The organism is bacterium, from assembly GCA_037128595.1.
In the GTDB taxonomy this organism is placed as follows: domain Bacteria; phylum Verrucomicrobiota; class Kiritimatiellia; order CAIKKV01; family CAITUY01; genus JAABPW01.
Genome location: JBAXWB010000013.1, coordinates 57932 through 79719, shown reverse-complemented (window position 1 = coordinate 79719; position 21788 = coordinate 57932). Strand labels below are relative to the sequence as shown.

At 58.1% G+C, this 21788-nt stretch carries 23 protein-coding genes; 8 read left to right on the top strand and 15 right to left on the bottom strand.

What is annotated here, in order from left to right; translation table 11 throughout:
- Positions 1 to 45: 45 nt before the first annotated feature.
- From WCS52_09845 to dprA, 4 genes are all read right to left on the bottom strand, one after another.
- Positions 46 to 1659, bottom strand: a complete 1614-nt coding sequence (locus WCS52_09845) for a SulP family inorganic anion transporter (GenBank protein MEI6167485.1) — start codon at positions 1657 to 1659, stop codon at positions 46 to 48.
- Between the two features lie 138 nt (positions 1660 to 1797).
- Complete coding sequence (locus WCS52_09840) at positions 1798 to 2706, bottom strand: AsmA family protein (GenBank protein ID MEI6167484.1); 909 nt, start codon at positions 2704 to 2706, stop codon at positions 1798 to 1800.
- Positions 2707 to 2902: 196 nt separating this feature from the next.
- On the bottom strand, positions 2903 to 5425 hold the full coding sequence (topA, locus tag WCS52_09835; protein MEI6167483.1) for a type I DNA topoisomerase: 2523 nt from the start codon (positions 5423 to 5425) through the stop codon (positions 2903 to 2905).
- Between the two features lie 12 nt (positions 5426 to 5437).
- Entirely contained in the window at positions 5438 to 6505 is a 1068-nt protein-coding gene (dprA, locus tag WCS52_09830; protein ID MEI6167482.1) for a DNA-processing protein DprA, read from the bottom strand.
- 190 nt (positions 6506 to 6695) lie between these two features.
- On the opposite strand from dprA, the gene ftsA reads away from it, so the two are divergent.
- Genes ftsA through lptE form a run of 6 tightly spaced genes read left to right on the top strand, consistent with a single transcriptional unit; the run spans position 6696 to position 11669 of the window.
- Positions 6696 to 7901 (top strand): cell division protein FtsA, encoded by a 1206-nt coding sequence (gene ftsA / locus WCS52_09825; GenBank protein MEI6167481.1) that lies wholly within the window; start codon positions 6696 to 6698, stop codon positions 7899 to 7901.
- Between the two features lie 20 nt (positions 7902 to 7921).
- Positions 7922 to 9109, top strand: a complete 1188-nt coding sequence (locus WCS52_09820; GenBank protein ID MEI6167480.1) for a cell division protein FtsZ — start codon at positions 7922 to 7924, stop codon at positions 9107 to 9109.
- A complete protein-coding gene (locus tag WCS52_09815) occupies positions 9106 to 9603 on the top strand; it encodes a GtrA family protein (protein MEI6167479.1) in 498 nt (165 codons plus the stop codon). Before WCS52_09820 ends, WCS52_09815 begins: the two co-directional genes overlap by 4 nt.
- Before the next feature lie 7 nt (positions 9604 to 9610).
- Positions 9611 to 10096 carry a phosphatidylglycerophosphatase A gene (locus tag WCS52_09810; protein ID MEI6167478.1) on the top strand — a complete coding sequence of 162 codons (486 nt, stop codon included), beginning with the start codon at positions 9611 to 9613 and terminating at the stop codon, positions 10094 to 10096.
- Between the two features lie 48 nt (positions 10097 to 10144).
- Positions 10145 to 11158, top strand: coding sequence for a tetratricopeptide repeat protein (locus WCS52_09805; GenBank protein ID MEI6167477.1), 1014 nt, complete (start codon positions 10145 to 10147; stop codon positions 11156 to 11158).
- Positions 11145 to 11669: an LPS assembly lipoprotein LptE gene (lptE, locus tag WCS52_09800; GenBank protein ID MEI6167476.1), complete on the top strand. Its 525-nt coding sequence runs from the start codon at positions 11145 to 11147 to the stop codon at positions 11667 to 11669. The genes WCS52_09805 and lptE overlap by 14 nt, the downstream gene beginning before the upstream one ends.
- Positions 11670 to 11747: 78 nt before the next feature.
- Here the strand turns inward: lptE and rpsT are convergent, their stop codons facing one another.
- Entirely contained in the window at positions 11748 to 12011 is a 264-nt protein-coding gene (gene rpsT, locus WCS52_09795; protein ID MEI6167475.1) for a 30S ribosomal protein S20, read from the bottom strand.
- Positions 12012 to 12178: 167 nt separating this feature from the next.
- Between rpsT and WCS52_09790 the strand changes: the two genes are divergently transcribed.
- Positions 12179 to 12766 (top strand): sigma-70 family RNA polymerase sigma factor, encoded by a 588-nt coding sequence (locus WCS52_09790; GenBank protein ID MEI6167474.1) that lies wholly within the window; start codon positions 12179 to 12181, stop codon positions 12764 to 12766.
- Entirely contained in the window at positions 12763 to 13356 is a 594-nt protein-coding gene (locus WCS52_09785) for a zf-HC2 domain-containing protein (GenBank protein ID MEI6167473.1), read from the top strand. The genes WCS52_09790 and WCS52_09785 overlap by 4 nt, the downstream gene beginning before the upstream one ends.
- On the opposite strand, the gene rsfS is transcribed toward WCS52_09785, so the two are convergent.
- The 10 genes from rsfS to atpF are packed head-to-tail and all read right to left on the bottom strand — an operon-like array spanning position 13277 to position 21786.
- Complete coding sequence (rsfS, locus tag WCS52_09780) at positions 13277 to 13591, bottom strand: ribosome silencing factor (protein MEI6167472.1); 315 nt, start codon at positions 13589 to 13591, stop codon at positions 13277 to 13279. The two genes, WCS52_09785 and rsfS, sit on opposite strands and share 80 nt — an antisense overlap.
- 26 nt (positions 13592 to 13617) lie before the next feature.
- The gene (gene nadD, locus WCS52_09775) at positions 13618 to 14247 is read right to left on the bottom strand and encodes a nicotinate-nucleotide adenylyltransferase (GenBank protein ID MEI6167471.1); all 630 of its coding nucleotides are present in this window, start codon (positions 14245 to 14247) and stop codon (positions 13618 to 13620) included.
- Between the two features lie 9 nt (positions 14248 to 14256).
- Complete coding sequence (locus tag WCS52_09770; protein MEI6167470.1) at positions 14257 to 15153, bottom strand: homocysteine S-methyltransferase family protein; 897 nt, start codon at positions 15151 to 15153, stop codon at positions 14257 to 14259.
- 23 nt (positions 15154 to 15176) lie between these two features.
- Positions 15177 to 16472, bottom strand: coding sequence for an O-acetylhomoserine aminocarboxypropyltransferase/cysteine synthase family protein (locus tag WCS52_09765; protein MEI6167469.1), 1296 nt, complete (start codon positions 16470 to 16472; stop codon positions 15177 to 15179).
- Positions 16473 to 16497: 25 nt separating this feature from the next.
- Entirely contained in the window at positions 16498 to 16824 is a 327-nt protein-coding gene (locus WCS52_09760; GenBank protein ID MEI6167468.1) for a F0F1 ATP synthase subunit epsilon, read from the bottom strand.
- Positions 16821 to 18248 carry a F0F1 ATP synthase subunit beta gene (atpD, locus tag WCS52_09755; protein ID MEI6167467.1) on the bottom strand — a complete coding sequence of 476 codons (1428 nt, stop codon included), beginning with the start codon at positions 18246 to 18248 and terminating at the stop codon, positions 16821 to 16823. Before atpD ends, WCS52_09760 begins: the two co-directional genes overlap by 4 nt.
- A gap of 25 nt (positions 18249 to 18273) precedes the next feature.
- The gene (gene atpG, locus WCS52_09750; GenBank protein MEI6167466.1) at positions 18274 to 19146 is read right to left on the bottom strand and encodes an ATP synthase F1 subunit gamma; all 873 of its coding nucleotides are present in this window, start codon (positions 19144 to 19146) and stop codon (positions 18274 to 18276) included.
- A 16-nt stretch (positions 19147 to 19162) separates the two neighbouring features.
- Positions 19163 to 20674, bottom strand: coding sequence for a F0F1 ATP synthase subunit alpha (atpA, locus tag WCS52_09745; protein MEI6167465.1), 1512 nt, complete (start codon positions 20672 to 20674; stop codon positions 19163 to 19165).
- A 15-nt stretch (positions 20675 to 20689) separates the two neighbouring features.
- The gene (atpH, locus tag WCS52_09740; GenBank protein MEI6167464.1) at positions 20690 to 21232 is read right to left on the bottom strand and encodes an ATP synthase F1 subunit delta; all 543 of its coding nucleotides are present in this window, start codon (positions 21230 to 21232) and stop codon (positions 20690 to 20692) included.
- Positions 21229 to 21786: a F0F1 ATP synthase subunit B gene (gene atpF / locus WCS52_09735; GenBank protein MEI6167463.1), complete on the bottom strand. Its 558-nt coding sequence runs from the start codon at positions 21784 to 21786 to the stop codon at positions 21229 to 21231. The genes atpH and atpF overlap by 4 nt, the downstream gene beginning before the upstream one ends.
- Positions 21787 to 21788 lie beyond the last annotated feature (2 nt).

Sequence of the window (21788 nt, the reverse complement as noted above, 5' to 3'; positions counted from 1 at the left end):
CTTGACCTTTGCTCCCACTCAAACTTAAAGGCCTACTCTTAAATCTTATGCCCTTTGCCGGACTTCAGTTATTCGATAGGCCTCAAGGACTTTGGACAGGTTGAAAAACATCCGGTCATGCCCCAGCGCCGCGCCCAATGGCGAACGCTCGATGAGCTTGAGCAAATCCGGATTGACTGCAGCCAGCCATAAAGCCACACCCCGAGTGCGCAAGTTTTCCTCGGCTTCGGCAAGCATGACGAGAGCGGTATATTCGATATCGGGAATCGCGCTGCACTCCAAGACGATGACGCGCGGGGTGTATTCGGCCACCAACGCCTTCATCTTTTCGCCTGCGTTGGCGGCGTTGGCAAATGTCAACCGACCTTCGGTCCGCAACATCAGCAGCCCGGGCACCAGTTCATCACCGGCATGCTCACCTGCGCGCCGGAAAATATCCTTCTCGCGGTTATAGGCGACCGCGTAAACCGGCGGATGGTTGGCCTGATACATCAATGTCAAAAGGGAAATGGCCACGGCAATCAGAATGCCCGCAAGCGTCCCCAGCAGAACCACGCCTGCCAGGGTCACGAACGCCCAGGCCAGTTCATCACGTCGCACCCGGGCAATGGCACGGAATTGAGCCGGCTTGATCATGGAGACGGCAACCACCACGATCAGGGCGCCCAGGGCCGCCTGCGGCAAAAGGCCAATAACACGGGAAAGAACCAGCAGACTGACCAGGACCATTCCCGCGTTGACCCATTGCGCCAGTTGACTGCGCGTACCGGCCTTCTCGGCCACTGCCGTTTGGGAGGCGCCACCGCCCGCAGGCATCCCGCCCACCAATGACGCCGCCACGTTTGCCGCACCTATCGCAAACAGCTCCCGGTTGGTGTTGACCGGCGGGTCATCCCGATGACAAAATGTTCTCGCCGTAGCCACGGATTCGGTGAACGACATCAGGGCAATCCCCAGCGCCGCGGGCCACAACTGCGCCACCAGAGAGAGATTGGGTATTGCAAGGGATGGCAGACCTGAGGGCAAGGCGCCCACCAACTTGATCCCCCACGCCTCAAGGCCAAAGGCCGCGGCCGCCGCAATACTTACGGTAACCCATACCAGAGAGGCAGGCACTCGCGGGAGTAAGCGAGGCACCAGCAGCAAAATGATGATACCCGCCAGGGCCGTCAAAGCTGTTGGCCCGTGGACATGTGAAAACTGTCCGGCCAATTCGCCCAGAATGCTGATCGTCGAGTGGCTTGCGACATGGACCCCCAACACCGAGTTCAACTGGCCAATCAAAATGACCAGGCCCACGCCAGCCTCGAAACCGATGAGAACCGGCTTTGAAATGAAATTAGCCAGAAACCCCAGTCGCAACAGCCGCGCCATAATCTGAACCCCGCCTACTAGGAGGGCTAACGTGGAGGCAATAGACATCGCGCTGGCAGAGGTTCCGACGGCAATCGTGGCCGTGACCTGAGCCGCCGTCAGCATGGCGATGGCCGAAGTACTGGTGACACTTAATGGACGCGAGGTACCCAGAAGGGGATACACCAGCATCGCGGCCAGCGCGGTATAGAGCCCTGCCGCGACCGGCAGCCCCGCGATGACCGCACAGGCCATCGCCTTGGGAATCACAATGGCGGCGGCCGTCAGACCGGCAATCAGATCCAATCGAAGCCACGCCGGTTGATATGTGGCTGACTTGCAGGAAAAGTCTGAAGGGCCTGTCCTCGGCCTGATTGTGATCGCCCTGCAAGCGAAGGTGGTGGATCAGTTGCCGCCAATCAATTGAGGATGCCCATTCGAAAATCACTTCGCCGCGGGAGCGGGCGTATTCGTTTCACCACCACTGAAGACCCCGCTAACCGCCCCGCCCACTTTACTGCCGAGTTGCTTCACCCCTTCCACGGCCGAGCCCCCAACCAGAACGGCTCCCTGCCCCAGTTCCTTGACCCCCTCTGCCGCCTTGCTGCTGCCAAGCGACTTCAGAGTGTCTATCGTGCCTTGGCCAACTTTCACGACACCTCCCCCAACGGCCTTGAACCCCTCGATAGCCAGGCCCCCAGCCCCACCAATGGCGTCGACCACCGTCTTCATCACCGCTTCAGTAATGATGCGAACAATATCTGCTATACCCGTCCCCTCGGCACCGCTCTCCCGACCGATATTTTTCATAGTCACCGTCGCCAGGGGAATGGGAGCCGAAAGCCCCATTGCCGCAGTGACGCTGAGCTTTACCTTCCCCCCTGTAAGCGTTAATTCATCAATTACAACCTTCCTGCCTGACTGCGTCTTGTCCGCCGGCGTGGCAGGCTCTTTTTTGCCCCCACTCAGTTGATCGAGGTACGCACCCAGATTGCTTCGGGTCAACCCCTGTTCGAAAGTGATTTGCGGGTCATTCACCTGAATTTTCCGGATCTCGATCGTATCCGAGAAGAGTGAAGCCATATTCAGTTCCATGTCAATCACGCCGACATCGAGCAACATCTCCGTCTTGAATCCCTTCGGGTTACCGATATGCAGGCCGGAAAGGCGCAATTGTCCGCGCATCGGCATGAATCGTGCGTCTTGAAGCGAAACCGGAACCCCTAGCACGGCAGGCCCGAGAGTATTGACCGATCGCTTGACTACCGCCCCACCAAAGAACGCGAAGGTAATGCCCAGAGTTAACAGCACAACCAACACGACGATCAACAACCAGAAAAAACTCTTTTTCATAATTCGTGATTTGATTGTTTTCACTAATTCATCCGGACCTTGAGTTTATGTTTTCGACTGGAAGGTTTCCGCAGCCTGTTTCTGGCTCACATTCAGCGCCACCAGAATTCCAGTTGCCAGACCGACAAGCCAGGTTAGACCGATCAAAATTGAATTAATCATTGCCTGGCCTCCATTTTTTAAACATTAACCAAACCTATTCAGCCGCTGCTACGTCTTCGGGGGCGGGCGGAGCATATTTCTTCACCATCCGCTTGAGGGCGGATTTCTGACGGGGTGTCAGCGACTTACGCTGCTCGTACTGCCGGGAGAGGGACACATAAAAGGTCTTGTCATCAAAGGTCTTGCCCTTCTTCTCAACCGCCTCTTTCCACTCGGTGACGTTCTTCAGCTGGTCCAGCAGGGCCACACATTCGGGATCTTCGACCTGCGGGCCTTGCGCTTCCAGCCCCAGCCGTGACTTGATGGTCTCGAAATCGGGGATCCGGTCGGCATATTTCAACACCATCCGGTTCACCACATTCATCTGCGCTGGCGAGAGCTCGCGATTCTGGTCCACCCGCCGTTGCAGGGAGTCGACAAATTTCTTCTCGTCAAAGGTGCGGCCACGCCGGGCCTTGGGGGCATCAAACTCCATCCCCTTAAGCAACGCCATCTTCTCCACAGTCGAAGGCTCCGGCGGCACATCCGGCTTCTCTTCCAAGAGCAACCCCAACCCGGAATCGGTGATGGTCGTCTCGATCCCCGGAATCTGTTCCCGATAGCGCAGCGCAATGCGGCCCAGCGATTCGAACTGACGCATCGATAACGGTTTCTCCCCTTTTTCCATCTGAACGCGGATGGACTCGGAGAAGATCTTGTCACTGTAGGTGCGGCGGCCCCGCTTGACTTCAGGCCCCCACTCCTTGATGTGATTCAAGATCGCCAACACATGGCCCACCTTGACGGCATCCGGCGCCGGCCCCTTGGCCGCCTTCATCCATTCGACGAAATTTCCGTAGAAATTGCGAAGCATGTCTGTCCACTCGATCTTGCCGGCCTCAATATCATCCAGCTGCAACTCCATCCCGGCGGTGAATTTCACCTCGAACAATTCGTTAAGGTACTGAACGAGCATGGCATTGACCTGCAACCCGATATCCGTCGGCGAAATGGCCTTCTTCTCCTTGGCAATATAGCGGCGATCATACAGCGTCCCGAGAATCGACGCATAGGTGCTCGGGCGCCCCACCCCGTTCTCTTCGAGGGCCTTGATAAGCGAGGCTTCACTGAAGCGGCCCGGGGGCTGGGTCTCTTTGCGCTCCTCCAGCCATTTCAGGACTTCCAGCAGCTCGCCCTTTTCCACGTGAGGCAGCTGATCGACTTCCGGCTCCTCCTCCGCCCCGTCTTCCTTGTCCGCCGCATCCTTCTCCTTGACTTTCTTCTGGACGCCGCTGACTTTCATATAGCCGGGAAAGACGACCTGGGAGGCCGTCGCCCGGAACAGATAATCGGGCACCTCCCCGGCTGAACCGGTGGTCTCGACCTCCACGGTCTTCTGCTCAATCCGGGCGGGCGCCATCTGACTGGCTACAAACCGCTGCCAGATCAGGGAATAGAGTTTGAGTTCATCCGGCGTGAGCACGTGGGCCATTTTGTCAGGGGTGCGGTTCACATCCGTGGGGCGGATGGCCTCATGTGCCTCCTGGGCATTCCCGCGGCTCTTGAAGAAATTCGGCTTTTCGGGCAGGTACTCCTTGCCATATTCCTGTTCAATATAGGTGCGGCAGGTGGCCAGCGCATCCTGCGCGATATTGAAAGAGTCCGTACGCATATAGGTGATCAAGCCGGTCGGCCCGTCCCCGAGATCCATCCCTTCGTACAATTTCTGGGCAATTTTCATGGTGCGGCTGGGCGTGAAATCAAATACCCGCGAGCCAGCCTGCTGAAGACTGCTGGTGATGTAGGGCGGGAAGGTCCGCTTCGATAACTCACGCTTGATGATATCCTTGACGCGCAACTGACGGCCCTGAAGCTCGTTTCGGACCTGCTCGGCGAGTTCCGGGGTTTTGACCTCCCCCTTGCCGCCCTTGATCCGGGCCAACCGGAGCGCGAAGGGATCACGGGGCTCCACTTCCTTCCGCACATCGGCACCAAACAACCAGAACGGTTCAGGAATAAAGGCGCGAATGGCCATCTCGCGCTCACAGACCAGCCGCAGGGCCACTGACTGCACACGACCGGCACTCAAGCCACGGCGAATACGGCTCCAGAGCAGCGGACTGACCTTATACCCGACAATCCGGTCCAGGATGCGGCGGGCCTGCTGGGCATTCACCAGCTTTTCATTGATTTCAGAGGGATTGGCAAACGCCTCGCGCACCGCGCGCGGGGTGATCTCATTATAGGTCACCCGGAAAAACTGGTCATCCGGCACCTTCCCCTTCAACAGCGCCTTGAGATGCCAGGCAATCGCCTCCCCCTCCCGGTCAGGATCGGGCGCCAGGTAGATGGCATCACAGCCTTCGGCGATATCCGACAGTTCCTTGACGATTTTTTTGCGATCCGGAGTCACCTCATACTGCGGCTTGAAATTCTTTTCCGGATCCACGCCCAGGCTTTTGACCGGCAGGTCGCGGATATGACCCATGGAGGCCTTTACCACATAATCTGCACCCAGAATCTTATTGATGGTCTTAGCCTTGGCAGGTGACTCAACGATGACGAGATTTTTACCCATATTATCTTTCCTTCATGCCCGATTCTTTAAAGCCACACGCTGCCCAGGCAACATTTTGACCACACGCTTCAACTCCAACCCCAAAAGCAGGGCGCTGATTTCAGACGGTTTCCGGCCCGACCGGCGGATCAGGGTGTCCAGATCCGCCTCCCCATCCTCGGCGATCACCGTCACCAGACCGGCCTCCGCCTCCGTCAAGGTGGCCAGGACAGACGCCCCCTCGGGCCGCACGGGAGTCGGGATCAAGCACCCCAGCTCCTCGAGAATGTCTTCCACACTTTCCACTAATTTCGCGCCATTCTTGATCAATTTATGCGGGCCGCGGGCGCCAAATGAATCGATCCGGCCGGGAACCGCAAAGACCGTCCGCCCCTGATCCAGCGCCTGATGGGCGGTGATCATCGCGCCACTGGCCACATCCGCCTCCACCACGGTCACCCCTTTGGAGAGACCACTGACAATCCGGTTCCGGACCGGGAAGGTGGTCTTGTCCGGCTGGCGCCCCATGGGATATTCCGATAACACCGCCCCCTGCCGCGCAATCTGGCTGGCCAATTCGGCATTTTCGGGCGGGAACATGCAATCTAACGCCCCGCCCAACACCGCCACGGTCCGGCCTTTTCCCTTGAGTGCCCCCTTATGGGCGGCGGTATCGATCCCGCGCGCCAGACCGCTGATCACCGTGACCCCGCTGTGTGCCAACTGCGTGGCCAACCGCTCGGCGGTTTCCAGTCCATAATGCGATGTCCGGCGCGACCCCACCATAGCCACCCCATGCTCATCGCGTAATTGGAGGGCGCCTTGCACATACAACGCCAAGGGCGGGTCATAGATCTGCAGCAACCGCTTGGGGTATTCGGCATCCACCGGGGTGATCAGGTGGGCGCCGATGGTGGCGGCCGCCCGCTCTTCCTGGTCCGGATCAAGGCGGGTCCGCTGGTCCAGGATCTTGCCCACCACCTCCCGGCTTACCCCCGGGGCACTCATCAACGCAGGCTTGTCGGCATCAAAAATAGCGGGTACCGACCCCAGGTGGGTGGCCAAGGTCCGCACCGTCACCGGGCCCACTCCCTGCATCATATTCAGCGCAATATATGCCTGCCGCAAATCCAATACCAACCTCCATCCACTACTCGGTAAACCAAAATGAGCGGGTAGAAATAGCACACATCCCCCCCCCGCGCAACCAGAGACAATTAAAGATTTCAGAATTGCGTTATGACGGCAATTAAGGAAAACTACGTCACTTTTATTTCAGGAAATGGAAATTATGGGACTGGCTCCAATCGTCGCGCTTGAAATCGGAACGTCGAAAATCATGGCCCTCGTGGGTGAACTCCGCGAGGATAACCATATTGTCATCACCGGCATGGGGGAGCATACCTCCGCCGGCATTCGCAAGGGTGAAATGGTGGATTTCGAAAATGCCCGCATCTGCGTCAAGCAGGCGCTGGGCGCTGCCGAGGATACCGCCCAGGTGGCCATCCATCAGGTTCATCTCGCGCTCTGCGGCGGGGACATCCAGAGCCTGGTCAACCGGGGCACCCTTCCCATCACCTCGACCAACGAAGGCGTCACGCAGGACGATGTCGATCAGGTCACCGAGCTGGCCCGCTCCGTCAATCTCCCCGCCGATCGCCAGATCCTTCATTCCATCGGGCAGATTTTTTATGTGGACGGGGAGCGCGTCGGCCGTCCTGAAAACTTTGAAGGCAGCACCCTCGCCCTCGATATGCTGATTCTCCACGCCCACAGCAGTCATATCCGGAATACCGTCCGGATGCTCCGCAACGACCTTGAAATGGACGTGGCGGACACCGCGTTTGGCGGGCTGTGCTCCGCACTGGCCGTCCTGACCCCCGAGCAGAAGGAAGGCGGCGTGCTGGTCATTGACCTGGGGGGCGGCACCACGACATTCACGGCCTATGCTGCAGGAACCTTTGCGGCCGCCGGCGCTTACGCCATCGGGGGGGATCACGTCACCAATGATATCGCCCTCGCCTTTAATATCCCGCGCATGCAGGCCGAACTCCTGAAGCGGGAGCGAGGCAGTGCGATTTCAGAGGAGGCCGGTGGGCCACCGCGCATTGATCTGCCGGCCGAAGGCGGCTATCCGGGCCGGAATATCAGCCTCCCGGGCCTGCAGACCGTGATTCATCTGCGCATGACCGAAATCTTCCAGCTCATCCTGCGGGAAATCGAGCGCAAGGGCATTGCCCATCAGATCGGCGCGGGGGTGGTCCTGACCGGGGGCGGAGCGCAAATGAAAGGCCTGAGCAAACTGGCCGACCGCGTCTTCCGCATGCCCTGCATGATCGGGCGCCCGATCGGGTTCAGCGGCCTGGCGGCCGCCACTGAAAAACCCGAATGCTCAACGGCGGCAGGGCTCCTGCGCTACGCCTTCAAAAATGTGGCGGCGGCGCGGCGACGGCCCTCGCCCTGGTCGAAAATTGCAAAGATGATCGGCGGACGCTGAGTCCCGGAGACAATCAACCTATGAGACGGGCAGAAAACATCATGGTCACCAGCCGTATCGGCGTGGTGGGGGTCGGCGACGGAGGCTGCAATGCGGTGGACAATATGGCCGCCCACTGGGAGAACGGGCCCTCCCTGATCGCCATTAACACCGACGCGCAGTCGCTTAAGGCCACGCAGGCCACAACCCGGCTCCAGATTGGCGAGCAGATCACCCGTAACATGGGGGCGGGCGGTGACAGCAATATGGGAGCCCTCTCGGCCACCGATGACTTTGACACGCTGCAAGGCCTGTTTCGAGGGATGGACCTGATCTTTCTGGTGGCCACCCTGGGCGGGGGCACCGGAACGGGCGCCAGCCCCGTGGTGGCCAAGGCGGCACGCGAAACGGGGGCCATGGTGATTGCCTTTGTGACGCTCCCCTTTACCTTTGAAGGAGACCGCCGGATGTCCCAGGCCCGGCAGGGTCTGCACCAGCTTCAGGATGAGGCTGATGTCGTCATCGTCATTCCTAATCAGGCGCTCTTTGCCGCGGCCGGCTCCAACGCCACTGCGGAGGAAGCCTTCCACCAGACCGACTATTATCTCAGCATGGGTATCTTCGCGATCTGGAAACTATTAACCCAGCGCGGCATCATCAACCTTGATTTTGCGACCCTCCGCATGGTGGCGCGTTGCAGTGGCGGCGCCAGCAGCTTCAGCTACGGCGAGGGCAAAGGCCCGCAACGGGCACAAACGGCCATCCAAAACGCCCTCCACAGCCCGTTACTCGAAAACGGGGAACTTCTTGCGGAATCTGAATCCGTCCTGGTCAGCATTCTGGGCGGTTCCGACATGAGCGTGAAGGAAGTGGAATCCATCATGACGGCCGTCGAAAATGCCACCCGCAAAGAGGCCCACATTCACATGGGCACCTCCATCGACGACTCATGGAATGACGCGATCTCCGTCACTTTGGTCGCCTCCCGCTTCTGGCGCGCCGAAGATGAGGGCGATGAAAAACAGACGCCCGAGCCGGCCATCGCCGGGGAGCCCCCGGCCACCCCGGCCGTCAAACGGAAAAAACGCAAGCAGGAAACCACCCAGTCCCAACTGATTCTCGAAGGGATCAGCAAGGGCCTCTTCAAGGATGTTGAACCGACGATCATTGACGGGGAAGACATGGACGTGCCGACCTTTATCCGGCGCCGCGTGGTGGTGGCCAAATGAAGCATATCCTAGTCCAGTTCAAAGGGAACGAGAACCATACCCCGTTCATTCAGTTCATCAAATACGGAATCTCAGGCGGAATTTCAACGCTGGTTCACATCTGCCTGTTCTACTGGATGGCCACGCAAATCCTGCCCGCCTTGAATGCGCACGACCTGATTGCCTCGTTGCTCCACCTTACGGTCCCCGAAGTGTCACAAGGCATCCGGGCCCGGAACTCCATGATCGACAATACCGTGGCGTTTCTGTTTTCAAACCTGACCGCCTATATCATCAATATCTACTGGGTGTTTTCCCCGGGCCGCCATCACCCCGTGCTCGAGTTCCTGTTCTTTTTCGGGGTGTCAGGGATTGCCATCCTGATCGGCAGCACCATGATGGGCTTTTTGATCCACACCTACGGGACCACCACCACCACGGCGTTCCTGGCGAATATCATGGTCTCCCTGATGATCAATTTCTTTATCCGGAAACACATTATTTTCAAAGACTGACCCCGCCATGATGAAAAAACTGACCATTTTGTTTTCCACGGGCTTCGGCCTCGGCCACAGCCCCCTCTTCCCGGGTTCCGTGGGGTGCCTGCTGGGAATCCCGCTGGTCTGGGCAATCCAACAAGCCGGCCTCCGGCTGGGAAGCGAGATCCCCTTCCATATCGCCGTGGCCGTCCTGCTCAGCCTGATTGCCATCCCTATCTGCCATGTCGGCGAAAAAGCCGCCGGCACCAAGGATCCCCATTGCGTGGTGGCCGACGAATACCTGACCTTCCCCATCAGTATGATCGGCCTGCCGTTTTCACCCGTCATGATTGCCATTTCCTTCGTCACCAACCGGATTCTGGACATTATCAAGCCCTATCCCGCCCGCCAACTGCAAGCCCTGCCCGGCGGCCTGGGCATCACCATTGATGACGTCTTCTCCGCAACCTACAGCCTGGCCCTAAACCATGCCGCCTACTGGGTCCTGCTGAACCGCGGTTGGCTGTAATACGATCTTGACCCTCTGTGGGTCGCCCCCTAAAGTATGCCCCTACATATGCGCTTTATCGCTCACATTATATTGCTGATGTCTCTCGTTCTGCCCTGTCTGGCAAACTACGACAACATGCCCACCCCGCCCCCCACCACGGCCTACTCCCAAACCAAGGAGGATGACAAGCCCCGGGTCAAACGAGGGGTGCACTGGTACCGGCATCCTCAATGCAAAACAGCGCCACAACAAATGCAATTAGCCCTCACCTTTTCCAAGGACGGCCGTTACCGCAAGGCAGCCAACGCGTATCAAGCGCTGGTCTATGCCTGGCCGGACTCCCCCGAGGCCCCGAAAGCCCAGCTGGCCCTGGCAGAGGTGCAGGAACTCCGCCAGCGTTACATCAAGGCGTTTGATGAGTACCAGTACCTGTTTGAATACTATCCGGGCCAATTCGACTATCAGGATATTCTCAGCCGGCAATTCAAGCTCGCCAATTACATGATGAAAACCCCCAAAGGGGCCTTTCTCTTCTTCCCGGGCTTTGAAGCCCCGGAACGCGCCCTTCCCATGTATGAGAAAATCATCAAGAATGCGCCCACCGGTCCTCAGGCCGCCACGGCCCAGCTGAATGTAGGCATCATTCACGAACTGAACGACGAAGAGGAAGAGGCGGTCACCGCTTACGAGATCCTGCAGAACCGCTATAACGATCTCAATCTGGCCGCCCAGGCGTCTTTCCGCGAGGCGCATTGCCTCGTCAAGCTTCATGAACAGCGGCCCAATGATGAAGACGCCTGCAATGCCGCCCGGGCCGCCCTGATCCAGTATATCACCACCTACCCGAGCCATTCCAATGTGGAACAGGCACGCGGCTTCCTTAAGACCCTGAATGAAAAGCAGGCCCAGCGGGCCTATAACCTGGCCCGTTACTACCAGACCATTGCGCACCGACCCAAATCCGCCATTATCGCCTATGAAGATTTTTTACGGAAATATTCGGGGTCCCCTCTGGCCGCGAATGCTAAAGAACAACTCGCGATCTTGAACAAGGATATCACTTCCCATGAAAAGAAATAACATCTCCACTTCTGTCTTCTTATTGGCCATCCTTGGACTGCTCGTGATCACAGGCGGGTGTGCCGGCTATAAGCTGGGAAACACCCTCCCTCCGGGAGTCACCTCCATCACCATTCCCGTCTTTATTAATGACACCAAGGAGCCCGGTCTGGAAACGACCGTCACGGCGGCCACGATTCAGGAGTTCCAGAAGGATGGCTCCATGAAAGTGGTCCAGAAGTCCCAGGCGAACAGTCTTCTGGAAGTGAGGATCAAGAAATCCACGCTTGAACCGCTGCGCTACCGGCGCGATCAGGCGGTCACGGCGAATGAATACCGCCTGACATTGACGGCCGATGTGATCGTCAAAAAACTCCCCAGCAACGAGATCATGGTTAATGCCACGGGGGTCATTGGCTTTACCACCTTCCAGGTATTGGCCGATCTGCCCAGCGCCCGTCGCGCGGCGCTCCCGAAAGCCGCCGCCGATCTCGGCCAGCGAATCGTGAAAAGCGTCACCGAGTACTGGTAACCGGAGACTGAGCGAATCAAAAAAAAGCCGTGCCCGGGGTTGACCCGGCACGGCTTTCTCATTTCCTGATCAGCTCTATCAGCCGACCTTGGAGACCATCGCGGCAGCCCGTGCCTTGCGGCGATCGGCTGTATTCGGCTTGATGATCCCCCGCTTGGCGGACTTGTCGAGAATCGAGCAGAACGCACTGAATTCCTTCAGGGCTTTGCTCTTGTCCTTGGACTCCACGGCATCAACGAAGACGCGTCGCGAAGTAGCAATCTCACTCTTGGTGCTGCGATTCCGCACCCGCCGGACCAGCGCCTGTTTGGCGCGCTTGCCTGCTTGTTTGATATTCGGCATACGTTTATCCTTTAATATTCTTCTTGTTACTTGCTGTACGCAAAAAACGCCGTCATAATAAACGTACAAGGGCTCAAGTCAACTTGTAATTTCGGTAATTTCTGTGCAATAAATATCTCATGTCATCCGTTAGGCAAATAGGACCAGAAGATAAGCGGAGTTCCACGTTGGAAATCAGCGATGAATATCTGATTAATCTGTATGTGAAGGGCGATATCAACGCGCTGGATCAGCTGATTGTACGCTATAAAAAGCCGTTATACAGCTTCTTATGGAGGCTGACGGCCTCGAGCACTGAAGTGGAGGAGATTTTCCAGGAGACTTGGCTACGGGTGATTCAGAAGGCCGCCGGGTTCGAGCAATACCGTTTTAAAGGGTGGATTTTTAAAATCGCCTATAACTTGGTGATCGACCGGAGCCGGATGAAACGAGGCCATTTAAGCCTCGACCAGACGTCAGAGTATTCAGAGGGGCTCGAGACCCTGGGCGACACCATCCCCGCCCCGGGACCCAGTCCTGACGGGCAGGCGGCCAATGGTGACCTGAAAACGGCACTCGCCCAGGCGCTGGCGTCTCTGCCTGCGGAACAAAAGGATGTGTTTGTGTTGAGAATGGAAGCGGATATGACCTTTAAAGAAATTGCGGAGTTACAAGGGACTTCAATCAACACGGCTCTGGCCAGAATGCAGTATGCCTTGGCCAAATTGCGGAATTTATTGAGCCCTCTCTATGGGGCTGACGAAAGGACACGATGAACTGCACCGATATGGCCTCACTTGTACTGTTGCAGGATTCCGGAGAACTCCTCCCGGGCCAGCAGCGGGAACTGGATGAGCATTTGAGTACCTGCGGGGCCTGCCGCATGTTGAAGGCGGATCTGGGCATCCTGAGGAACACCCTTCAAGCCGAAGCAAGCCAGCGGACCGGCCCTTCCCGGCAGACCTTAACCCTCATCCGGAAGGCCTCCAAACGCGGGACTTCACCTGCCCCCCGGGTCATCTCAGCGCCTTGGCGGATCGCGCTGGCCACGGCGGCCAGCCTCGCCCTGTGTTTGACAACGCTCAGGTTCTCCATCTCCCCTACCCCGCCCGCCGCCCAGGCCGCACTGGCGACCGAAATCATCCCGCTGATCGCCATCATCACAGGGGTGGATCACGGGCTTCTGACAATGGAAGGGGATGACACAGAATTGACGGTCATGGCCAATGAGCTGTTACGGCTGCAGGAAATGGCCATCGAGTGGCCCGTCGACAAATATGAGAGTCCTACTCCACACGAGGATTGTCAGCCCACAACTCTTCTATTGAATAATAGTCGCGGGTCTCTGTCTGGAAAATGTGTATAACCACATCAAACAAATCCACTACCACCCAGCCATCATCCGGAACACCACTCACGCGGATTTTATATCCCGTGTCCTTGATACTGGTGGACACAGCGTTTGCCATGGCCTTCAATTGGGCGGCAGTCGCACCGGACGCGATCATGTAATAGTCGGTCACAGGAGATGTCGTCCGGACATCAAATACTGTGATATTGGCCGCCTTCTTTGACAGCAAGGCTTCTTTCGCACAACGCATTAACTCTAGTGATTCCATCTTTCCAATCATCTCCTGTATAGGGAATGCTCACTAATATACATGTCTACGGCAGGAGATACAAGATATCGAATCGACATTCCCTCAGCCGCCCGGTAGCGGATATCCGTGGAGGAGATATTAACCAGATGACCGACCCGGACATCGGCCAGGAGCCGGCCCGGCCAGGGGGGCGGGAGGTTAAGCTCCAAAGCCCCCAGAACGGCCAGATCGATGCCCGGCCTGGCCAGGGTCACTATCCGGCAAAGCTGAAGCAACAGGAGGATATCCTTCCAGAGGTGCAATTCCACCAGTGAATCGGCCCCGATGATGAAACATAAATCGCAATCCGGATGCTCTTTCGCCAGCCCACGCATGGAGTCAATGGTATAGGAAATACCCCCCCGCCGGAGTTCCATGTCAGACACCTCGAACTGGAGATCCCCTTCAATCGCCCCTTCCAGCATGGCTAGGCGATGATGGGCGGGCGTCAACTCGTTCTGAGATTTGTGGGGTGGCTGGGCGCAGGGTAAAAACACCACTTTTGAGAGCTCAAAATGCTCAATCGCATCCTGAGCCATGATTAAATGTCCCAAATGGACCGGGTTGAACGTTCCCCCCAGTACCCCAAGCCTCGGGCGATGTCGGTTGGTATCCACGGGTAGAAGTCAGGGCTTCAAGCGGTTGACCGCCTGCTTGAGGGCGGCGATATGGGCCGGGGTGGTCCCGCAACAGCCGCCAATAATCACAGCACCCGATGCGACCAGTTCCGCAACCCGTGCCGCCATGTCGGCGGGGGTTTCCGGAAACACATCCACGCCATTCACATTTTTAGGCAATCCGGCATTGGCCTGAACCATAATGGGCGTAGTCGGCGCCGCCAGTTTGAGTTCCTTGACGATATCAAGCATCCGCTCCATCCCGTTGCCGCAGTTGGTGCCGATGATGTGGGCACCCGCCTCCACGGTGGCACGCGCCGCCTCGGTGGGTGAAACCCCCATCATGGTGCGATAGGTCCCCTGCTGGGTTCGCTCATAGGTCAGCGTGCAGATCACTTCACATCCAGTGTTCTCCCGGGCCGCTCGGATGGCGGCCACCGACTCATCCAGGGCGCTCATGGTCTCAATACAGATCGCATCAGCCCCCCCAGCCTCCAGCGCCATGACCTGCTCCTTGAAAAAGGCATAGAAATCGGCTTCCGTGACATCACCCATGGCTGTCATCATGCCCGTCGGCCCGACCGAGGCGATCACCCACTTCTCCGGGCCGGCCGCCTCGCGCGAAATGGCCGCCGCCGCCTGGTTCAGCTCCGCCGTACGGGAAGCCAACCCGAAATGTTCCAGTTTGCAGCGGGTTCCGCCAAAGCTATCTGTTTCAATCATATCGGAACCGGCCTCAATATAGCCTCGGGCGATATCCATCACGGCGTCCCGATGGGTGACACACCACAATTCGGGGCACTCGCCGGGCTGCATGCCCTTTTTCTGCAGGAAGGTTCCCCAGGCTCCATCGGATACCAGAATCCGCCCCGATTTCACCGCCGCAACAATGGATTGCTTTGCCATAGTGACTCCTGTCGCTTTACCGCTCAACCGGCCGACGCTTTGAGCGCCTGATCCAGATCCGCTACAATATCATCAATATGCTCGATCCCGACGGAAAGCCGGACGAGTTCAGGTGCAATGCCGCACTCAATCTGCTGGGCTTCAGTGAGCTGTGAATGGGTGGTCGAAGCCGGATGGATCGCCAGACTCTTCGCATCCCCCACATTGGCTAACAGCGAGAACAACTGCAGGCTATCAATGAACCGCCGGCCGGCCTCTGCGCCTCCTTTGACACCAAAGACCACCATACCGCCGAAGCCGTTTTGAAGCATTTTTTTAGCCACCGGATAAGACGGGTCCGTCTCAAGACCGGGATAGCGAACCCAGGTGACCGAAGGATGTTTCAGGAGATACTGAACCACCGCCATGGCATTGCGGCTGTGCCGCTCCATCCGGAGCGGAAGCGTCTCAAGCCCCTGCAGAAATAACCAGGCATTATCCGGGGCAATACAGGCTCCCAAATTCCGTAACGGCACCAACCGCATCCGGAGAATAAACGCCAGGGGCTCCAACGGCCCGAGGTCATAGGCAAATCGCAGGTTGTGATAGCTGGGTTCCGGTTGCGAAAACGCCGGGAACTTATCACTCTTCCAGTTGAACCGGCCGGAATCCACCACAATCCCGCCAATGCCCGCACCATGGCCCCCGATCCACTTGGTCAGGGAATGCACCACGATATCAGCACCCTGTTCAATCGGACGCTGGTGGAACGGCGTACTGAAAGTGCTGTCCACCACCAGGGGCAGGCCGTGCTCATGCGCAATCCTCGCCACCGCGGGAATATCCACCACATCCAGGCCCGGATTGCCGATGGTCTCCACATAAACCAGTTTGGTTTTAGGCGTAATCGCTTTGGCGAAATTGGCCGGATCGCGCGAATCCACGAAGGTGCACTTGATGCCGAAATGCGGCAGGATGTCATTGAACTGGGTATAGGTCCCGCCATACAGGTTCTTGGCGGAAACAAACTCATCACCCATCTGGCAAATATTAATGATGGCGTAGAAGATCGCACTCGTCCCGGAAGCGACGGCCAGGGCCGCGACCCCACCCTCCAAAGCCGCCACCCGTTTCTCGAGCACATCCTGGGTCGGATTCATCAAGCGGGTGTAGATGTTGCCCAGTTCCTTCAAACCGAACAGGTTGGCGGCATGTTCCGCGTTTTTAAACACATAGGAGCTGGTCCGGTAAACCGGAACCGCGCGCGACAACGTCGTCGGATCGGGATCCTGGCCGGCGTGCAAGGCCAGCGTTTCGATTTTATTGCTGATGACGCTCATTGTGAGTACTCCTCCAGGTTGATAATCAATGCAGGAACACAGGCGCCACTTGACGCGCAACGGCCTCTGCAAGTTTCTCCTCGGCATCAGCCGGATTCTCGGCGACCACGGCATAGTCGGCCAGAATGGACGTCCCCTCCGGCATCACTTCCGCCACCCCGCCATCCACCACGATCAGCTTGGTCTCGGCCCCCAGAGTCACCTTGATGATGCCCGTCCCTACCGCGGCCACCATTTGGGCATGCCGCGCCAGAACCCCGAAGTAGCCCTCCGGCTCCGGACAGACCATACTGTCCGCCAGACCATCGTAATAAATCTTATCAGGGGTAGTGATCAGGACTTTAAACGTCACGCCTTGCCTCCCGCGAGTTTCTGGGCCTTCTCCAGCACATCCTCAATCCGTCCGACCATATAGAACGCCTGCTCGGGGATCTGGTCATGCTTGCCATCGAGGATTTCCTTGAACGACCGGACGGTATCGGCAATCTGCACATAGGCCCCCGCCATGCTGGTAAACTGCTCCGCCACGAAAAACGGCTGAGACAGGAATTTTTGAACTTTGCGGGCACGCTCCACGGTCAACCGGTCTTCCGCGGAAAGCTCATCCATACCCATGATGGCGATAATGTCCTGCAGTTCCTTGTAGCGCTGCAGGATTTCCTGCACCCCGCGCGCTACCTGATAATGCTCCTCACCGACGATGTCCGGAGCCAAAATCGAGGAGGAGGACGCCAATGGGTCCACCGCCGGATAAATGCCAAGCTCTGAAATCGCGCGGGACAACTCCGTAGTGGCGTCCAGATGCGCAAAGGTCGTGGCGGGTGCGGGATCCGTATAATCGTCAGCCGGGACATACACCGCCTGGATCGAGGTGATGGACCCGTTTTTGGTCGAGGTAATCCGTTCCTGCAAATCGCCCATATCCGTTCCCAGCGTGGGCTGATAGCCCACCGCCGAGGGAATGCGGCCCAACAAAGCGGATACTTCAGAGCCGGCCTGCGTAAAGCGGAAAATATTATCAATGAACAGCAGTACATCCTGCCGGAGTTCATCACGGAAAAACTCCGCGACGGTCAGCGCGGAAAGCGCGACCCGGGCACGGGCGCCGGGCGGCTCATTCATCTGCCCGAAGACCATGGATGTTTTCTTGATCACGCCGGATTCCCGCATTTCGCGGTAAAGCTGGGTGCCCTCACGCGTGCGCTCGCCGACTCCGGCAAACACCGAATACCCGCCGTGTTCCGTCGCGATATTCCGGATCAATTCCTGAATCAGCACGGTTTTCCCCACCCCGGCCCCACCGAACAATCCAATCTTGCCACCCTTTTTGTAAGGTGCCAGCAGGTCAATCACCTTGATACCCGTGACCAGGATGCTGTCCTTGGTGTCCTGATCCTGGAACAGCGGAGCCGCACGGTGAATCGGCATGCGTTTCTCACAGGGGATCGGCCCGGCATCATCAATGGGATCCCCCAGCAGATTCATCACGCGGCCCAGCGTCCCCGGCCCCACCGGAACGGTAATGCGATCCCCGGTATTCCGGACTTCCATCCCGCGGACCAGCCCGTCGGTGGCGTCCATGGCGATGGCGCGCACCAGGTTGTTGCCCAGATGCTGGGAAACCTCGAGCGTCAGGTTCCACGGCTTGTCATCAATACAGGGGTTGGTCACCTTCAATGCCGTCATGATAAATGGCAGCTGGTTTTCGGGAAATTCGACATCCACCACCGGGCCAAGCACCTGAGCCACCCTACCGTTAACAACCGTATTTTCCATGCTCATAAGTCCCTCTTTACACTCTCTATTTCAGCGCCTCAGCGCCGGCCACAATCTCCGTCAATTCCGTTGTAATCGCCGCCTGTCTGGCCCGATTCCGCTGAAGCGTAATCTGCCGGATCAAACTATCGGCATTTGAACTCGCCTGCTCCATCGCCTTCATGCGGGCACTATGTTCTCCCACTGAACTGTTGAGCATCGCCAGATACACACTCAAACTGATGATACGGGGCAACAACGCGTTGAGGACCTGTTCCGCACTCGGCTCCAGCATCCAGCTCCCTGATTTGGAAGCCCCATTCCCCTCAATCAGCGTCGCAGGCATCATCGGTATGATTTTCTCAACCACCGGCTGCTGCGTCTGCGCGCCATGCAGCGCATTGTAGGCCAGGTAGACTTCATCGACGCGTTTATGCACAAAGGCCCCCTGGATTTCACGGGCAATCCGATGGGCATGCATGAAGTCGGGCTTCACCATGACGTCTTCATAATACCGTTCCACGGTCACGTAGTTCTTCAATGAGGTATAGCCGCGGCGGCCACAGAAACTCACCATGACCTCACGCCCCAGCTCCACCTGCTGCTTCATCCAGGGGGTCACCGTCTTGACCAGGTTATTGTTGAACCCGCCGCATAATCCCCGGTCGGATGTGATCACCAGAACCAGGACTTTTTTGACCGGTTTACGGACAATGACCAGAGGATGTTCGCCACACACCGTGCAGAGTCCCATCTTCCCCAGAATCCCTGATACCCGGCTTGAGATCAGATTGACCCGCTTTTCAGCCTCCTGGGCCCGACGCAGTTTGTTGACGGAGACCAGTTTCATGGTCTTGGTCATTTTCCGCGTGCTTCTCAGGCGCGTCAGCTTGACATTGAATTCTTTTAGAGTCGGCATGCGCTGGCGTCCCCGGTCAAACCGTCTTCACAGACAAACGTTTCAAAACCGCTTCCAGTGCCGCCTTCACTCCAGGTGTCATGACTTTTTCCTTGGCAAACAAGGTCAAGTATTCAGACGGGGCGCGATCCAACGCTTCATATAACTCGGCCTCAAAGGTCCTGATCTTGGCCACAGGGATCGAATCCAGATAGCCCTGCGTCCCGGCATAAATCACCGCGACCTGTTTTGCCACAGGAATCGTGGCGTGAACATTCTGCTTCATCAGCTCCATGAGCCGGCGCCCGCGGTCAAGCTGCTTGCGCGTCGAGGCATCCAGGTCCGAGGCGAATTGCGAGAACCCGGCCAATTCACGGAATTGGGCCAACTCCAGACGCAACGAACCAGCCGTCTGCTTCATGGCTTTGAGCTGGGCGTCACCACCCACCCGCGAGACCGAAATACCCGGATTGATCGCAGGCCGCTGCCCGGCGTTGAACGCATCCGTCTCCAGGAAAATCTGGCCATCCGTGATCGAAATCACGTTCGTCGGGATATAGGCGGAGACGTCACTCGCCTGGGTCTCCACGATCGGCAGCGCCGTCAGGCTTCCCCCGCCCTTTTCGGGACTCAACTTGGCCGCCCGCTCCAACAACCGGCTGTGCAAATAAAAAATGTCACCGGGAAACGCCTCACGGCCCGGAGGCCGGCGCAACAGCAGGGACAGCTGGCGATAGGCCTGCGCCTGCTTGGTCAAGTCGTCAAAAATGATCAGCGCATGGCGCCCGCTGTCCCGGAAGTACTCCGCCATGGCACAGCCCGTGTACCCGGCCAGGTACTGCATGGGCGCCGGATCCGATGCCGTCGCGGCGATCACGGTCGTATACTCCATCGCCCCGTATTTCTTCAGCTTTTCACAGACCTGCACCACCGTCGAGCGCTTCTGGCCGATGGCGACATAGAAGCACATGACATTTTCGCCGCGCTGATTGATGATCGTGTCAATGGCAAGCGAGGTTTTACCGGTCTTGCGATCCCCGATGATCAGCTCCCGCTGGCCCCGTCCGATGGGCGTCAGGGCATCAATGACCTTGATCCCGGTCTGGAGCGGCTCGCGTACGTCGGCCCGGTCAATAATGCCCGGCGCCTTGATCTCGATTTTACGCATTTCAGTGCTCTTGATCGGCGGCCCCCCGTCAATCGGACGGCCTAACGCATCCACGACGCGTCCGGCCACGGCTTCTCCCACGGGCACCGAGGCGATCTTACCCGTCCGGCGGACGGTATCACCCTCTTTAATTCCACGGTCATCACCGAAAATGGCCACCCCGACATTATCCGCCTCGAGGTTGAGCACCAGCCCGGTCAGTCCCGCCTGGAACTCGATCAATTCTCCGGCCATGACGCCGGACAATCCGTCAACATGGGCAATGCCATCGCCGACGCTCAACACGGTTCCCGTTTCGGATACATCCACCTTCTGGTCAAACTCCGAGATCTGTTTTCTCAGAATAGATGCAATTTCTTCAGGTCTTAAATCAACAGCCATACGCCCACCTTGCCGTTATCCGGCCATCATCGTTTGCCTGATCATACGCAATTGCGCCGCCAGGCTGAAATCATACACCGTATCACCCACCTGCAACCGGCAACCGCCCAGCAGCTCGGGGTTCTCTTCCGTCTCCAATATCAACTGTTTGCTGATGCGGCTCCCCGCCTGGACCGCAATGTCCTGCACTTGCCCGGCCGATAAGGCAAAGGCCGAGGTCAAGCGCCCCCGCAAAATGCCCTGCCGCCGTTCTTCCTGCTCCTTGAAATCCAGGCAAATGTCGCCCAGCAGTCCCAGACGCCGCTTCGACTCCAGGAAACGGATGAACCGCCAGACCAGCGGATGAACCCGGGCGGCGAAAAGGGCCTCCAGGGTTTCCGCCCGCCTCGCCGAAGCGTGCCGGTAATTTCCCAGAAACACCCGGAGATCACCGGACCCGTCCAGATCCTTTTGAATCGAGGCCAGATCGCCCCCGACCACCTCCAGCACCGCCCCCCCTGTCGCGAGGTCGTGCAAGGCCTGGGCATACCGGTGGGCCGCTCTGGAACGCAGCTTCATAGGTGCTGCATCTCCTTGGAAATATCATTGACCAGCGTCCGGTTGCGCTCGGTGTCCATATTCGCCGCAAGGATTTTACCAGCGAGCGAAATGGCCAACTCCGTCGTTTCCTTGCGCAGGACCAAACGCGCCTGCTCGGTCGCGGTGGCAATTTCGCGACCCGCGTCCTCCACCAGCGCCCGGGTCTTCTGTTCCGCCTGTTCGCGAATGAGCCGGGCCGATTCCTGAGCCGCCACCCGCGCCTCCGCCACCAACCGCTGTGACTCTTTCTCGGCCGCCTGGATCATCTCCCGATTCTGCGCCACGGCGGCTTCCGCCCCGAGACGGGCCGTCTCCGCTTGAGCCAGTGCATCCCGGATGGATTTCTCCCGCATATCAAGCATTTTAAGGATCGGTTTCCAGGCAACCTTGTAGAGCACCACCGTCAATATGATGAAGGTGAGCCACGTCAGGCCCATCATGCGCCCGGACACGTCCATAACGTTCGGGGAGCTCCCATGGGGCTCCGCTGCCGGGGTTTCTGTCCCAGCCTGAGTTTGAACGGCGTCTTCCATGC

Excerpts from the sequence above, each read along its gene's own strand:
- atpG (MEI6167466.1), bottom strand. The coding sequence starts at position 19,146 with ATGCCGACTCTAAAAGAATTCAATGTCAAGCTGACGCGCCTGAGAAGC.
- WCS52_09820 (MEI6167480.1), top strand. The coding sequence starts at position 7,922 with ATGAGACGGGCAGAAAACATCATGGTCACCAGCCGTATCGGCGTGGTG.
- WCS52_09785 (MEI6167473.1), top strand. The coding sequence starts at position 12,763 with ATGAACTGCACCGATATGGCCTCACTTGTACTGTTGCAGGATTCCGGA.
- atpA (MEI6167465.1), bottom strand. The coding sequence starts at position 20,674 with ATGGCTGTTGATTTAAGACCTGAAGAAATTGCATCTATTCTGAGAAAA.
- WCS52_09765 (MEI6167469.1), bottom strand. The coding sequence starts at position 16,472 with ATGAGCGTCATCAGCAATAAAATCGAAACGCTGGCCTTGCACGCCGGC.
- rsfS (MEI6167472.1), bottom strand. The coding sequence starts at position 13,591 with ATGCGTTGTGCGAAAGAAGCCTTGCTGTCAAAGAAGGCGGCCAATATC.
- atpD (MEI6167467.1), bottom strand. The coding sequence starts at position 18,248 with ATGGAAAATACGGTTGTTAACGGTAGGGTGGCTCAGGTGCTTGGCCCG.
- rpsT (MEI6167475.1), bottom strand. The coding sequence starts at position 12,011 with ATGCCGAATATCAAACAAGCAGGCAAGCGCGCCAAACAGGCGCTGGTC.
- lptE (MEI6167476.1), top strand. The coding sequence starts at position 11,145 with ATGAAAAGAAATAACATCTCCACTTCTGTCTTCTTATTGGCCATCCTT.
- atpH (MEI6167464.1), bottom strand. The coding sequence starts at position 21,232 with ATGAAGCTGCGTTCCAGAGCGGCCCACCGGTATGCCCAGGCCTTGCAC.
- atpF (MEI6167463.1), bottom strand. The coding sequence starts at position 21,786 with ATGGAAGACGCCGTTCAAACTCAGGCTGGGACAGAAACCCCGGCAGCG.
- WCS52_09810 (MEI6167478.1), top strand. The coding sequence starts at position 9,611 with ATGATGAAAAAACTGACCATTTTGTTTTCCACGGGCTTCGGCCTCGGC.
- WCS52_09805 (MEI6167477.1), top strand. The coding sequence starts at position 10,145 with ATGCGCTTTATCGCTCACATTATATTGCTGATGTCTCTCGTTCTGCCC.
- topA (MEI6167483.1), bottom strand. The coding sequence starts at position 5,425 with ATGGGTAAAAATCTCGTCATCGTTGAGTCACCTGCCAAGGCTAAGACC.
- WCS52_09770 (MEI6167470.1), bottom strand. The coding sequence starts at position 15,153 with ATGGCAAAGCAATCCATTGTTGCGGCGGTGAAATCGGGGCGGATTCTG.
- dprA (MEI6167482.1), bottom strand. The coding sequence starts at position 6,505 with ATGATGCAGGGAGTGGGCCCGGTGACGGTGCGGACCTTGGCCACCCAC.
- ftsA (MEI6167481.1), top strand. The coding sequence starts at position 6,696 with ATGGGACTGGCTCCAATCGTCGCGCTTGAAATCGGAACGTCGAAAATC.
- WCS52_09815 (MEI6167479.1), top strand. The coding sequence starts at position 9,106 with ATGAAGCATATCCTAGTCCAGTTCAAAGGGAACGAGAACCATACCCCG.
- WCS52_09840 (MEI6167484.1), bottom strand. The coding sequence starts at position 2,706 with ATGAAAAAGAGTTTTTTCTGGTTGTTGATCGTCGTGTTGGTTGTGCTG.